Raw genomic sequence first — 13,684 nt, 5'->3', positions numbered from 1 at the left:
TGTTTCACCGGCAGAACCGGTTTCCCAAACGATAATTCGTTGACATTTTGCTGTTCAGTTTTCAAGGTTCATAGTGTTAATGTTATTCGTTAGCTGTTGTTTCAGCAACTCTTACATCATAACATGGTGTAATCATCGTGTCAACAACTTTTTTAAAAAAGTATTACTTGCCTTTGAAACCGATAAAGCGTGTTCCGAAGGACAAGTAATAATATACAACAGATAGTATATAGTTTGCAAGCTTTTTTTAAAATTATACTGAAGTTTTTTTCCGACCGTCTACAACAAACAACAAAATCCCTAGTAACACAACGATTCCACCTATGATTTGAGCTGTCGATAAACTCTCATTGAAGATGTAATACGCTAAGATCGATGCACCAACAGGTTCAAATAATATCGCAATAGAAATCGCATTAGTACTCACCCATCGGATTGCCCAGTTAAAAAGGGTATGACCAAGTAGGTTCGGAATTAGCGCTAATAGCACGAACCACATCCAATCTGATTGTGAATGCGGACCAAATGACTCCCCTTTTATTAATACATAGAAGAAAAGTGTAATCGAGCTAATGGAGTATACTACAAACGTATACGTAATTAGCGACAATCTTTGACGAACGTCTTGGCCAAACAGCAAGTAAGCAGTGATTAGTGCACAGCCTATGAGCGCAAGAATATCACCATAAAATGCTGTTCCTCCAAGTTGGAAATCTCCAAAGCTAATAATGACACTACCCGATATTGCAATTACTGCTGATAATATAGTTTTAACCGACAATCGTTCTTTAAAGAAAAAGTATGTACCCGCAAACGCAAAAATAGGTTGTAGTGTCACTAAAACTGTAGAACTTGCAACGGATGTATAATTAAGCGATTCAAACCAAAAGATAAAGTGGAACGCTAAAAACACTCCTGCAAAAGTTGAAAATATCCAATCTCGCTTTTTCAGCAACGTTATTTCTTTTCTGTATTTCAATAAGAATATCGGCAACATGAGAAGGACCGAGAAAAACATTCTGTAAAATGCAGTAACCCCCGCCTCAGCGGATACTAATTTCACAAAAATTGCTGATAAAGCAACCGAGATAACCCCTATAATGATAGGGATAGCTGGATGTATAGCTGGTTTGTTCATTTAAACACATCACTTTCCTTCTATTGAGGGTTACAATAGTTTGTTTATGGATATAGCATATAGTATATCAGACAAGGCCGTTCTAAAAATTCGGTATTTAGAATACCCCTATTATTTAGGTAGGAGGCTAATGATAAAACTTTGAATTGAACGCACCACCATTTTTGTTGCAAAGGAGCATACATTCATGACCAATTGGATTCAACTTTTAAAAGATGGTAACAAACCTGCTCTTTTAGCCGCTATAGTTAATGTTATTATCGCCGCTTTAAAAGCGGGAGCTTTCTTTCTAACAGGCAACGTTGCCATGTTCGCTGAAATGATGCACTCTATCGGAGATGCTGCAAATCAACTATTCGTTTATGTTGGTTCTGCCCTTTCCAAAAAAGCACCAACTCCTAAATATCCAAATGGTTTTGGTAGGATTGTTAACCTCGTTTGTCTGGGCGCCGTTTTGATTGTAGCGATCCTTTCTTATGAAACTATAGTTGGAGGGATACATCACATCCTTCATCCTTCAGAAAGTGGAGGTTTGTGGATTAACCTAGGCGTTCTTGGAATCGGAATTGTGTTAGAATCCTTCGTTCTCTATAAGGCATCAAAAGAAGTCTTTCACGATGCTGGTGTTGAACATGCAGGATTATCCTCTTTCCCTAAAAGCTTTGCGTATCTGAAAAAGGCAAAGCCTCCAACTAAGTTAGTCTTTATGGAAGACTTAGTGGCGACTAGCGGAGGTATAATAGCATTTGTTGCCGTTCTACTCGCTCATTTCTTTGGCTGGTTCGCAGCTGAAGGCGTTGCTTCCATTATCATTGGTGTAATGATGTTTTATGTAGTGGGTAAGGTATTCCTCGAAAATGCCAGAGGGGCTATCGGAGAAACAGATGAAGAGATGCTCGCGCATATTGCCCATCTACTCGCAGAAGACCCTGACATTGTGGATATTCAACGTGTTGAGGTTGTTAAAGAAGGTGAGTTTCTACATGTTGAAATCATTGCCGAGGTTGCGACATCGAATACAGTTGAATATGTTCTAAAAGTCAAAGATCGTTTACTTACTAATATACTGATTCAGAAAGGCATTCAGGATGTCATCATTTCTTTAGTAGGCGATGATGGTGTTAAATCCTGGACTGGAGAAAATAGTTCTAACCTCATTGAAAATCGCATGAAACTACCTGAATAAAAAATGCGAGCCAACGTTAGAGACTGTTGGCTCGCATTTTCATTACAATGAATTCGTCAAAATTTGAACGACATCCTCTTTAGCTAACTTCGCGAAATTACCAAGCGGTCCTCTTGCTGCAGCTTTTTCAGCCATTAGTTCAATTTTCGAATCATCAATATCGAAATCTGCAAGTTTTCGCGGCGCTCCAATCGATGCCCAGAACTCCTCTAATTTAGAAATACCTTCTAATGCCGTTTCTTCATCAGTCTTATCCGTCGGATCTACACCAAATGCTTTTACAGCTAACTGTGCATAACGTTTCGGATTCAAATGCATCGTATAACGCATCCACTCTGGGAATAGGATAGACAGTCCGCCAGCGTGTGGAATGTCATAGACTGCTGAAACCGCGTGCTCAATGTCATGAGTTCCCCAGTCACCTGTGTATCCCATGCGAAGGAAACCATTCAATCCCCATACACCCGCAAGCATCATAGTCGCTCTCAGCTCGTAGTCTTCTGGATGATTCACCACTTCTGCACCTGTTGTGATCAAAGTACGGAGTGCACTTTCACACATTTCATCTTGGAAAGGAGTATTCGATGATTCATTGAAATATTCTTCAAAGATATGAGACATCGTATCTACAATTCCGTTGACTGTTTGATCCTTCGGAACAGACATCGTATATGACGGATCTAAAATTGAGAATTTAGGGAAGTTAAATGGTGTTCCCCATCCATACTTTTCTTGAGTTTCTTCATTAGTAATAACAGACCCTGCATTCATCTCTGAACTAGTTGCAGATAGTGTCAATACTGTTCCAAACGGTAATGCATCTTGAGGTACCGCTTTACGTACAACAAAATCCCACGGGTTGCCATCATATTTTGCAGCACAAGCGATAAGCTTCGTACAGTCAATGACCGAACCGCCGCCGACAGCTATGATTACGTCGACGTTCTCACGTTTACATAATTCCGCTGCAGCAATCGCAGTTGAAAGTCTAGGGTTCGGCTCCACTCCACCAAATTCGTGAACAGTGAGTCCTCCTTCTTTTAGTACACCCATCACATCATCATATACACCATTTTTCTTAATACTTCCTCCACCGTATACGACAAGAACGTTATTTCCATATTTTTTAAGCTCATCTGCTAAATTCGACACTTGCCCTTTACCAAACAATAATTTTACAGGATTTTGAAATACGAAATTATCCAAAACTCATCGCCTCCTCAGACTACTTCCATTATGTTTTAGGAGAGTTAGTGATGCAACTGTTCTGCCCGCACGAAGCGAACTAAAAAGAGCACCCCTATAAAAGGAGCGCTCTTTTATGTTGCTTATGCCCAGCCACGGAAACGTGAAGCTTCCGCTGTTTTACGGATACCGATCATATACGCTGCAAGGCGCATGTCAATGCCTCGTGTAGTTGCCTGCGTATAAACATTTTCAAACGCAGTTACCATTTTAAGAGTCATTTTTTCACGAACCTCTTCTTCCGACCAGTAGTAGCCCATGTTGTTCTGAACCCATTCAAAGTATGAAACGGTTACGCCGCCTGCACTAGCAAGCACGTCAGGAACAAGAAGGATACCGCGTTCTGAAAGAATTTTCGTAGCTTCAGAAGTTGTTGGACCATTTGCTGCTTCAACAACAATAGAAGCTTTAATGTTATTTGCATTGTGCTCTGTAATTTGGTTCTCGATTGCTGCAGGAACAAGGATATCACAATCCAATTCCAACAACTCTTGGTTCGTCAATGTGTTTTCGAACAATGTAGTTACTGTTCCAAAACTATCACGACGGTCAAGTAAATAATCGATATCCAAGCCGTCTGGATCATGTAAAGCTCCATAAGCATCAGAAATTCCGATTACTTTAGCACCTGCATCGTGTAGGAATTTAGAAAGGAAGCTACCTGCGTTACCAAAACCTTGGATAACAATACGAGCGCCTTTCATATCGATACCACGACGTTTAGCTGCTTCGTTAATAATAATCGTTACACCTTCAGCAGTCGCACGGTCGCGACCTTGTGAACCACCGAGAACGATTGGTTTTCCTGTTATGAAGCCTGGTGAGTTGAACTCATCAATTCTGCTGTACTCATCCATCATCCACGCCATAATTTGTGAATTTGTGAAAACGTCTGGTGCTGGAATGTCTTTTGTCGGTCCCATAACTTGAGACAACGCACGGACATATCCGCGACTTAGTTTTTCCAATTCATCCATAGACATTTCACGGGGATCACAAATGATACCGCCTTTACCGCCGCCATATGGAAGGTCTACAATTCCAGCTTTAAGTGTCATCCACATAGAAAGTGCACGCACTTCATCTAAAGTAACATCTGGGTGGAAACGTACTCCGCCTTTTGTTGGTCCAACAGCGTCGTTGTGCTGTCCGCGGAATCCAGTAAAGACTTTTACTTTTCCATCGTCCATCTTAATCGGGATGCGGACTTCCGTCATGCGCATTGGTTCTTTGAGAAGTTCATACATTCCTTCATCGTAGCCCAGCTTTTCAAGTGCTTCTTTAATAACAACTTGTGTCGATGTGAACAGATTCAGGTTTTCAGTCATTGTATTGGCTCGCCTCTTTGTTTCATAATGTTTTTTCCTTATTCATAGTATCATATCGAACAACGGAATTGGAAAGAATTTTTAGTTAGCGAATACGCTTTTAATTTTCTCAAGTGCCCAATCAAGTTCTTCTTTAGTGATAACTAGTGGTGGTGCAAAACGAATTACTGTGTCGTGTGTTTCTTTACAGAGTAATCCTAGTTCTTTAAGCTTTTCACAGTAAGGACGGGCCTCAACAGTTAACTGCATTCCGATGAACAAACCGCGTCCGCGAACTTCTGTAATGACATCATTTTCGATTTTTTCAAGTTCTTCTTTGAAGTAGTTACCAAGTTCAAGAGACTTGTCTGCAAGTTTTTCGTTTTCAAGTACTTCTAAAGATGCAATTGAAACCGCACACGCCATTGGGTTACCACCAAATGTAGATCCGTGTGAACCTGGGTTGAACACTTCAAGTACTTCTTTATCTGCTACTACACAAGAGATTGGGAATACTCCGCCACCTAGTGCTTTACCGAGGATATACATATCCGGGTTAACATCTTCCCATTCACATGCAAACATTTTACCAGTGCGGCATAGGCCAGCTTGGATTTCGTCTGCAATGAAAAGAACGTTATTTTCTTTACAAAGTTCACGTGCTTTTTTCAAATAGCCAGCAGGTGGAATGATAATTCCAGCTTCCCCTTGAATTGGCTCGATGATAAACGCAGCTGTATTTGGAGTGATTGCACCTTCAAGTGCATCCAAGTCGCCATAAGGTACTAGTTTGATACCTGGAAGCATTGGTCCGAAACCACGCTTGTATTCTGGATCTGAAGAAAGGGATACTGCGCCCATCGTACGTCCGTGGAAGTTACCTTCACAGCCGATGATTTCAGCTTTATTCTCTTCAACGCCTTTAACGTCATATGCCCAGCGGCGAGCCGCCTTGATTGCTGTTTCAACAGCTTCAGCACCCGTGTTCATTGGCAACGCCATTTCTTTACCAGATAGTTCAGTAATTTTTTCGTACCAAGGACCCAACTGATCGCTGTGGAATGCACGTGAAGTAAGAGTAACTTTGTCTGCCTGATCTTTTAGTGCTTGAATGATTTTAGGATGACGGTGCCCTTGGTTCACTGCAGAGTATGCAGAAAGCATATCCATGTATTTGTTACCTTCTGGATCCTTTACCCATACACCTTCTGCTTCTGAGATAACAATCGGTAGTGGATGATAGTTTGGTGCACCATACTTATTAGTTTGTTCAATCACTTGTTGAGATACTGACATTAAAATTCCCTCCTCGGTTAGGTATGTAGATACAGTGCCTGTCTTGTGACAGGCAACTGCTTGAAACTAGTCTTATAGCATTTCTGAAGTTGTTTTACCTTGCATGTGAAGCTGCAAGTAGTCTGGGCCACCTGCTTTTGAATCTGTACCTGACATGTTGAATCCGCCAAATGGCTGGTATCCAACGATTGCACCTGTGCAACCGCGGTTGAAGTACAAGTTACCACAGTGGAAGTCTTGACGAGCTTGTTCAATGTGCTCACGGTTAGTCGTGATAACAGCGCCAGTCAAACCATAGTCAGTATCATTTGCCATTTCGATCGCTTCAGTGAAGTTTTTCGCTTTAGCAATTGCTACGAATGGTCCGAAGACTTCTTCCTTCATAATACGAGCTTCAGGTGCAACGTCTGCGAATACAGTCGGAGCAACGAAGAATCCTTTAGAGCTATCGCCTTCCCCACCTGCAACAAGACGACCTTCTTCTTTACCGATTTCAACATAGCTCATGATTTTGTCATAAGCAGCTTTGTCGATAACTGGTCCAGCGAAGTTAGACTGGTCAGTTGGGTCACCGTAAGTCAACTCTTTAGTAAGTTCTTCTACGCGAGCAACAACTGTGTCATATACATCTTCGTGAATGATCGCACGTGAACATGCTGAACATTTCTGTCCACTGAAACCGAATGCTGATTTAACGATGGATTGTGCTGCAAGCTCAAGATCCGCTTCGTTGTCAACAACGATTGTATCTTTACCGCCCATTTCAGCGATAACACGCTTCAACCAAATTTGTCCTTCGTTCACTTTAGAAGCACGCTCGTAAATACGTGTTCCAACTTCACGTGAACCTGTGAATGATACGAAACGAGTGCGCGCGTGATCTACCAAGTAGTCACCGATTTCAGAGCCAGAACCTGGTACATAGTTTACTACGCCTGCAGGCATTCCCGCTTCTTCAAGTACTTCCATGAATTTATAAGCAACAACTGGAGTTGTTGAAGCTGGCTTCAATAGTACTGTGTTTCCTGTTACAAGTGCAGCTACTGTAGTACCCGCCATGATCGCGAATGCAAAATTCCATGGAGAGATAACAACGCCAACTCCTAAAGGAATGTAGTCAAAACGGTTGAATTCGCCTGGACGGCTTTCTACTGGCATTCCGTCTTTCAAGCGCAACATTTGACGGCCATAGTACTCTAGGAAGTCGATTGCTTCAGCAGTATCTGCATCTGCTTCGTTCCAAGGCTTACCAGCTTCTTTAGTCAATAATGCTGAGAATTCCATTTTGCGGCGACGTACGATTGCTGCAGCTTTGAAAAGAATATCTGCACGCATAGCTGGTTCTGTCTTTCTCCAAGTATCGAAAGTTTCGTCTGCAATTTTCATAGCTTTTTCTGCAATATCTTTACTTGCTTTAGAAACGCTACCGATAATTTCTTCTTTGTTAGCTGGGTTGAAAGATACGAGCTTATCATCAGTCATGATGCGCTCCCCACCTACGATTAGGGGATAATCTTTACCTAGGTAAGCTTCCACAGTCTTAAGACCTTCTTGGAATGCTTTTTTATTTTCTTCGATTGTAAAATCTGTAAATGGTTCATGTTTGTACGGGATCATGATAGTCCTCCTTTAGATGGGTCATGCAAATAATATTTGCACTTCATTGTTAATTGCACTTATAATAATGCAAGATATTATTGCACATTGCAAGTATTATTGTTTTCTTGAAGAAAAAAGTTAGGCGGTGTCACTCTATGAGTGCTTTTGAAGAGTCACTCTTTCCCTTTTATGAATTTGCTGTAAAGCGTGCAGGGGTTGGAATCCATGCCGTTAACAGTGAGGGCAGGACCATTATCTATAATGACAAAATGAAAGAAATTGAAGGACTAGACCTCGATGATATCCGAGATTTGTCCATCATGGAATTATTCAATTTCCGTCAACAGCCGAGTACGTTGATGGAAGTATTACAAAGTGGACAAGAACAATTAAATATTAAACAAACGTATTGGAACCAAAACGAAACTGAGATTACAACGATTAACAATACCTACCCTATCGTGAATAACGGATTGCTTATTGGAGCAGTTGAACTCTCTCATGACGTAACAGCACTGGAAAAGTTTGTTTTGCAGCCATTGACAAAAGATCGAGAACCGGTTTTGCTGAATAACATAGTAGCGGAATCCGTATCCATGAAAAAAATTATTGCTACAGCGAAAAAAGCGGTACGCGCAAAACTCCCTGTCCTCCTTGTAGGAGAAGCGGGTACAGGAAAAGACCTTGTTGCCCAGGGTATTCATCATGAAGGTCCTGTATCAGATTCATCATTCTACACGCTTTACTGCGATCGATCTGATAACCAATCAATTGATCGTCTCGCAACAGAATTAAAAACCGATGCCCCATTTACTCTATTTTGCGAACGAATCGACTTTTTATCCATCGAGCTGCAACGTAAACTTCTCAGAATTTTAGATAGTTCGGATCTTCATAAACGGCAATTCATCGCAAGTATCGGCGAAGACCCCGTCGAACTTATCGCATCAGGAAGTTTGTTAAAGGAGTTGTACTACTTTTTTGCATCCTTTACGATCCGCTTCCCACCTCTAAGGGAGAGGAAGGAAGACATTCTTCCATTCGTCAAAAGATATTTAGCTAGACGTAAAGAGAGTTTAGGTACCACATTGGATGACATTACAGAAGAAGTCGAGGAACTATTCCTTTCTTACACATGGCCTGGGAATATTCGTGAACTTGAAATATTGCTGAACGAAGTGGCCTCCCTTGCTTCAGCTGAAACAACAATTACGTATGAAATGCTTCCTCAACACTTTAGAAGTAAAAGTGCTGTTTTGGACGAGGGAACAGTTCCTTTACCTTCTTTCATCTTACCAAGTGAAAAAGACATGCTTCCTCTCGATAAGTTTTTAAGAGAAGCAGAATCCTATTATTTACAAAAAGCTTTAACCATTCATGACGGTAACATCACCAGAACAGCAAATGCCTTGTCGATGAGTAGACAAAACCTACAATATCGTCTTCGGAAAAACAAAAAAGGAGAAGAGGGATAATCACCTCTTCTCCTTTTTAATAACCTGATTTGTCGATCCAATCTCTCAGCTTGTCTTTCAAAGAGTTGAATCCTTTTTCATCTTGTTCGTCTACCCGTTCTTGTAATGATTTACGGGGACGATTGAATTTCTTCGTGGGTGTTGGGGGATCTTGTAACGAACGGATGGACAAACTGATTTTCTTATCCATCTCGTCCACTTCCAACACTTTTACAGTTACTTGCTGACCAACCGATAAATGCTCGTTGATATCCTTCACAAATCCGTAAGTGATTTCAGAAATGTGGACGAGTCCTTGAGTGGATTCATCAAGAGCTACAAACGCACCATAAGGCTGAATGCCTGTAACTGTACCTGACAGTTCTTCACCTGCTTCGTATTTACCTGTCATGTGTAACAGCTCCCAATTCTGTTTTGACTATCTGAAATTGCCATTGCGGCCATTATCAGTATACCATTTGAACACTATTGGGGCAAAAGATAGTCATTTAGACGGAATTTGATGCATTAGAAAACGAGATTTATGAAATGATACATTTAGCTTCGAATTTCACAGCCAATAACTTATACGAAATCTGCATGCAATCTTCTAAAGGTATCCATATTGTATAAGAGTGTTCATAAATTTCGCGAATTCGTTTTGCTAGATCTGTTGGATGATCCAATAGATGGAGTTCCGCCACAACATCTGCTATTTCTAGTTCGTATGCATCTGGACCATTCAGGAATGGATCCCATTCTTCTAGTAAATGAATCGCTTTTTTATTCATTTCTACAGTTTGCACGTCAAGTCACCTGATTTTTTCTTTTTATTTATGATAGCATAGGTATGAAAAAGAAAACAGACTTAGGGGGATTATGTATGAAAGAATTCACTGCTGTAAAAAACCGTCGAAATACGTCTTCAATGAAGTGGGATCGGATGGATCGCATTTATGGAATTGAAAATACGGAAGATATCCTTCCTATGTGGATCGCAGATATGGATTTTTCTGCACCTCAACCTGTCATCGATGCGTTGAAAGAACGCTTGGACCATGGAGTTTTCGGCTACTCTTACGTATGTGAAGATTGTAAAGACGCAATTCGTGAATGGATGTCCAATAAGCATGGTTGGCGAACTAAAAATGAGTGGATGTTATCTCATCACGGCGTCGTTCCTGCAATTGCCTCTGTTGTTGAAACGTTGACAAACGAAGGTGATGCTATTCTAATCACTCCGCCTGTTTATCCACCGTTCTCTGGTATACCTAGTTTACAGAATCGTACTCTTGAAGAATGTACGCTAATCGATAAAAATGGAACCTATGAAATTGACTTCGTTAAATTCGAAGAATCTTTAAAAAGAAATGTCAGATTATTCATTTTTTGCAATCCACACAACCCGGGCGGGATTGTATGGCCAGTACCTGTGTTACAAGAAATTGTTCGACTATGCGCTAAATATGATGTACTTATATTGTCCGATGAAATTCATGCAGATCTAGTGTTTGCTCCTTACAATCATACTCCCTTACATACAGTTGCTGGAGATGAAGGGAATCGGATTATCACGTGTGTCGCACCTACCAAAACCTTCAACTTAGCGGGAATTCAAGCGGCTATGATGATTATTCCAGACGAAGGATTACGCGAGCAATTGCGCGATAACGGAATGGCCCACGGTCAAATGGAATTAAACGCTTTTGCAAATGTTGCGTTGAAAACAGCTTATCGCCACGGAGAGCCCTGGCTTGAAAAGTTACTTAATACAGTGTCTGATAATATGGATTACGTGATTGAAACAGTACCTACTCGGGTGCCAGGAATTAAAATCACGAAACCTCAAGGAACTTATTTGCTTTGGATAGACTACCGTGAAACAGGTCTTTCTGAAGATGAAATAATGGACAAGTTACTCAACAAAGGAAAGTTAGCACTTGAGCCAGGTACAAAATACGGGGAAGCTGGTCGTGGATTCTTACGTATGAATGTTGCTACTTGTCTTTCCACGGTTCAAGATGGTGTCGAACGGTTTATAAAAGGAATGGAAAACTAAGAAAAGAGCATCCTCATGAATGAGGATGCTCTTTTTGTTGTTCACGCATATCTCTGCGTTCCCGCAGTATGCGTTCTTCTAAGTCTTTCGTTTCCAATTCTTGCTTTTTAGAGATGCGCTGAATCCACATGAATGTCAACACAAGAAGTACCATGAAAAAAGCAAAGGAAATGGCCGCTGGGATATATTCTGATTTGTCTTCCGGAAAGTACAGGAAAGGCATTAGAACCGTCACCATGGATATCACTTCCTAACCGATAAATTTAGTGGTAATTACTCGCCTTGAACGTCGATAGACTCAATTTTCACATCTTCGACTGGCTTATCTTGAGCACCAGTTTTAACCGTGGCAATCTTGTTGACAATATCCATACCTTCAATAACTTGTCCAAAAACAGTGTGCTTCTGGTCAAGGTGAGGTGTTCCTCCACGCTCTGCATAAGCATCAGCGATTTCTTCAGGCCATCCACCTTTTTTCAACTGATCTGCTGAAGCACCAGCTAAATTAGAGGCTTGAACGATGAAGAACTGGCTACCATTTGTATTTGGACCAGCATTCGCCATTGACAATGCACCATTTAAGTTGAAAAGATCCATTGTGAATTCGTCTTCGAACGAATCTCCATAGATACTTTCTCCGCCCATACCTGTACCAGTCGGGTCTCCACCTTGGATCATGAAGTCTTTAATAACACGGTGGAAAATAAGTCCGTCATAATAGCCATCTTTTGCATGAGTTAAGAAGTTCTTAACTGTTTTTGGTGCTTTTTCTTCAAAAAGCTTGATTTTAATTGGACCAAGCGTGGTGTTCATAGTAATAAGCTTTTCTCCTGCTGCTACTTCATTAGATAATTGCGGATACATCTGGGAGTCCTCCTTAGGAATCGTTTTTTCTGGTTCGTCTGCTTGAGTCGTTTCACCTTTTTCAGCTGCAGACTCTTTTTCTTTAGCTTCTTGTTTTCCACACGCGGATACAACAAGAATCAATGCTAAAGAAAGCATGAGCATATAAAGTTTTTTATGCAATTCTCTCACCCTAAATTAGTTTAACACATGATTCAGTGAAACCGAACTACGAGCACTTGACTTCCTTCGGGAAACGAATTGTTTTATACTACTTAAATACAGTTTTTATAGAGGGAAGGTCACCTATGGATATTCAAAAAAGAAATTTCATCATTATCTGGGTGTCAAACTTTCTAGTAGCCGGTACAATGACAATGATTATGCCATTCTTGTCATTATATATTGAAACGTTTGGCGATTACTCGGATGCATACGTTCAAAAATGGTCTGGCCTCGTTTTCGGCGCGACATTCATCTCCGCTCTTATTATGTCTCCAATTTGGGGAAGAATTGCAGATAAATACGGATTTAAGCCCATTCTTATCATTAACGGATTTGGAATCGCGATTTCAGTATTCTTAATGGGATTCATACACTCTGTGGAAGCGTTCTTCATACTCCGTCTTCTTAACGGTGTGGTAACAGGCTTCATCCCTACTTCTCTTGCATTCATCTCCGCGAACACAAAACGTGAAGAAGCAGGAAAACGGTTAGGGACACTTCAAATGGGTAGTGTGACTGGTACTTTGTTCGGTCCAGTATTAGGTGGACTCCTTGCCGATGCTTTCGGTTTTAAATACACGTTTGTAATTACTTCAATCTCCGTTATCATCGCTGCTCTCATCATCATATTCGGTATAAAAGAACAGCGCAAAGTGAAAACTGGTCGTGAAGTTGTCTACTCACGAAAGACGATTTTAAGTGGACTCCTCCACCATCGATTGATGTTGAATGTCATGGTCGTCACAGCACTAATTCAAATTGGGAACTTCAGTATCCAGCCGTTGCTTTCCCTGTATGTCTCTCATTTGACCGACGCAAAGGACGTTGCTTTTCTAGCAGGGATCACATTCAGTGCTGCGGGTGTCGGTAACTTATTGTTTGCCCGTAAATGGGGTAAGCTCGGCGATGATATCGGGTATGAGAAAGTACTTGGATTTCTATTGTTGCTGTCGTTCATCTTCATCATCCCTCAAGCATTTGTCGGTAGCTTGTGGCAGCTTGTGATCTGGCGATTACTCTTTGGTATTTCCATGGGTGGTATGATTCCAATTACGACCGCACTCGTTCGTCGTGAAGCACCGCTCGATATACAAGGTGAAGTGATGGGCTACAATACAAGTTTCCGATTCTTAGGTAACATTATCGGTCCTATGGTCGGAGGAATTGTGAGTGGATTCCTCGGTATTTCTTCTGTGTTTATCATAACCGGCTTACTGTTCTTACTTGGTTTTGCTTTCCTTTACTATGCAAAACGTAAACCGACGCAAGATTTCGAAGATTTTCTGGCAGATTCACAACAAAATAACTCCTAAAAATATAGGTATTTGTAAG

The 13,684-nt window shown here is 41.0% G+C and carries 13 protein-coding genes; 4 read left to right on the top strand and 9 right to left on the bottom strand.

Annotated features, from left to right (window positions below):
- Positions 1-253 precede the first annotated feature (253 nt).
- Positions 254-1,138, bottom strand: a complete 885-nt coding sequence (locus tag RL70_RS16405) for a DMT family transporter (RefSeq protein WP_039044469.1) — start codon at positions 1,136-1,138, stop codon at positions 254-256.
- A gap of 187 nt (positions 1,139-1,325) precedes the next feature.
- Between RL70_RS16405 and RL70_RS16400 the strand changes: the two genes are divergently transcribed.
- Positions 1,326-2,324 carry a cation diffusion facilitator family transporter gene (locus RL70_RS16400; protein WP_039044468.1) on the top strand — a complete coding sequence of 333 codons (999 nt, stop codon included), beginning with the start codon at positions 1,326-1,328 and terminating at the stop codon, positions 2,322-2,324.
- Positions 2,325-2,366: 42 nt separating this feature from the next.
- On the opposite strand, the gene RL70_RS16395 is transcribed toward RL70_RS16400, so the two are convergent.
- From RL70_RS16395 to pruA, 4 genes are all read right to left on the bottom strand, one after another.
- Positions 2,367-3,530, bottom strand: a complete 1,164-nt coding sequence (locus RL70_RS16395) for an iron-containing alcohol dehydrogenase (protein ID WP_039044467.1) — start codon at positions 3,528-3,530, stop codon at positions 2,367-2,369.
- A gap of 122 nt (positions 3,531-3,652) precedes the next feature.
- Entirely contained in the window at positions 3,653-4,897 is a 1,245-nt protein-coding gene (locus RL70_RS16390; RefSeq protein ID WP_039044466.1) for a Glu/Leu/Phe/Val dehydrogenase, read from the bottom strand.
- A gap of 81 nt (positions 4,898-4,978) precedes the next feature.
- Positions 4,979-6,172 (bottom strand): ornithine--oxo-acid transaminase, encoded by a 1,194-nt coding sequence (locus RL70_RS16385; RefSeq protein ID WP_039044465.1) that lies wholly within the window; start codon positions 6,170-6,172, stop codon positions 4,979-4,981.
- 72 nt (positions 6,173-6,244) lie between these two features.
- A complete protein-coding gene (gene pruA, locus RL70_RS16380) occupies positions 6,245-7,792 on the bottom strand; it encodes an L-glutamate gamma-semialdehyde dehydrogenase (protein WP_039044464.1) in 1,548 nt (515 codons plus the stop codon).
- 134 nt (positions 7,793-7,926) lie between these two features.
- Here pruA and RL70_RS16375 point away from each other — a divergent pair, with 134 nt between their 5' ends.
- Positions 7,927-9,246, top strand: a complete 1,320-nt coding sequence (locus tag RL70_RS16375) for a sigma-54-dependent Fis family transcriptional regulator (protein WP_039044463.1) — start codon at positions 7,927-7,929, stop codon at positions 9,244-9,246.
- 16 nt (positions 9,247-9,262) lie between these two features.
- Here the strand turns inward: RL70_RS16375 and yugI are convergent, their stop codons facing one another.
- Positions 9,263-9,637, bottom strand: a complete 375-nt coding sequence (yugI, locus tag RL70_RS16370; protein WP_039044462.1) for a S1 domain-containing post-transcriptional regulator GSP13 — start codon at positions 9,635-9,637, stop codon at positions 9,263-9,265.
- 130 nt (positions 9,638-9,767) lie between these two features.
- Positions 9,768-10,031, bottom strand: coding sequence for a DUF1871 family protein (locus RL70_RS16365; protein WP_185736983.1), 264 nt, complete (start codon positions 10,029-10,031; stop codon positions 9,768-9,770).
- A 77-nt stretch (positions 10,032-10,108) separates the two neighbouring features.
- On the opposite strand from RL70_RS16365, the gene RL70_RS16360 reads away from it, so the two are divergent.
- The gene (locus tag RL70_RS16360; protein WP_039044461.1) at positions 10,109-11,284 is read left to right on the top strand and encodes a MalY/PatB family protein; all 1,176 of its coding nucleotides are present in this window, start codon (positions 10,109-10,111) and stop codon (positions 11,282-11,284) included.
- Between the two features lie 13 nt (positions 11,285-11,297).
- On the opposite strand, the gene RL70_RS16355 is transcribed toward RL70_RS16360, so the two are convergent.
- The gene (locus RL70_RS16355) at positions 11,298-11,522 is read right to left on the bottom strand and encodes a hypothetical protein (protein ID WP_039044460.1); all 225 of its coding nucleotides are present in this window, start codon (positions 11,520-11,522) and stop codon (positions 11,298-11,300) included.
- Positions 11,523-11,557: 35 nt separating this feature from the next.
- Complete coding sequence (locus RL70_RS16350; RefSeq protein ID WP_369795256.1) at positions 11,558-12,319, bottom strand: peptidylprolyl isomerase; 762 nt, start codon at positions 12,317-12,319, stop codon at positions 11,558-11,560.
- 116 nt (positions 12,320-12,435) lie between these two features.
- Between RL70_RS16350 and RL70_RS16345 the strand changes: the two genes are divergently transcribed.
- Positions 12,436-13,665, top strand: a complete 1,230-nt coding sequence (locus tag RL70_RS16345; protein ID WP_039044459.1) for an MFS transporter — start codon at positions 12,436-12,438, stop codon at positions 13,663-13,665.
- Positions 13,666-13,684: the final 19 nt, after the last annotated feature.

The organism is Sporosarcina sp. ZBG7A, from assembly GCF_000813425.1.
Lineage (GTDB): Bacteria > Bacillota > Bacilli > Bacillales_A > Planococcaceae > Sporosarcina.
This window is presented reverse-complemented; position numbering and strand designations above follow the sequence as displayed.

What these genes read in the sequence shown, in the direction of transcription:
- RL70_RS16390 (WP_039044466.1), bottom strand. Translation starts at nt 4,897, where the DNA reads ATGACTGAAAACCTGAATCTGTTCACATCGACACAAGTTGTTATTAAA.
- RL70_RS16345 (WP_039044459.1), top strand. Translation starts at nt 12,436, where the DNA reads ATGGATATTCAAAAAAGAAATTTCATCATTATCTGGGTGTCAAACTTT.
- RL70_RS16405 (WP_039044469.1), bottom strand. Translation starts at nt 1,138, where the DNA reads ATGAACAAACCAGCTATACATCCAGCTATCCCTATCATTATAGGGGTT.
- RL70_RS16355 (WP_039044460.1), bottom strand. Translation starts at nt 11,522, where the DNA reads ATGGTGACGGTTCTAATGCCTTTCCTGTACTTTCCGGAAGACAAATCA.
- RL70_RS16360 (WP_039044461.1), top strand. Translation starts at nt 10,109, where the DNA reads ATGAAAGAATTCACTGCTGTAAAAAACCGTCGAAATACGTCTTCAATG.
- RL70_RS16375 (WP_039044463.1), top strand. Translation starts at nt 7,927, where the DNA reads ATGAGTGCTTTTGAAGAGTCACTCTTTCCCTTTTATGAATTTGCTGTA.
- RL70_RS16385 (WP_039044465.1), bottom strand. Translation starts at nt 6,172, where the DNA reads ATGTCAGTATCTCAACAAGTGATTGAACAAACTAATAAGTATGGTGCA.
- yugI (WP_039044462.1), bottom strand. Translation starts at nt 9,637, where the DNA reads ATGACAGGTAAATACGAAGCAGGTGAAGAACTGTCAGGTACAGTTACA.
- RL70_RS16400 (WP_039044468.1), top strand. Translation starts at nt 1,326, where the DNA reads ATGACCAATTGGATTCAACTTTTAAAAGATGGTAACAAACCTGCTCTT.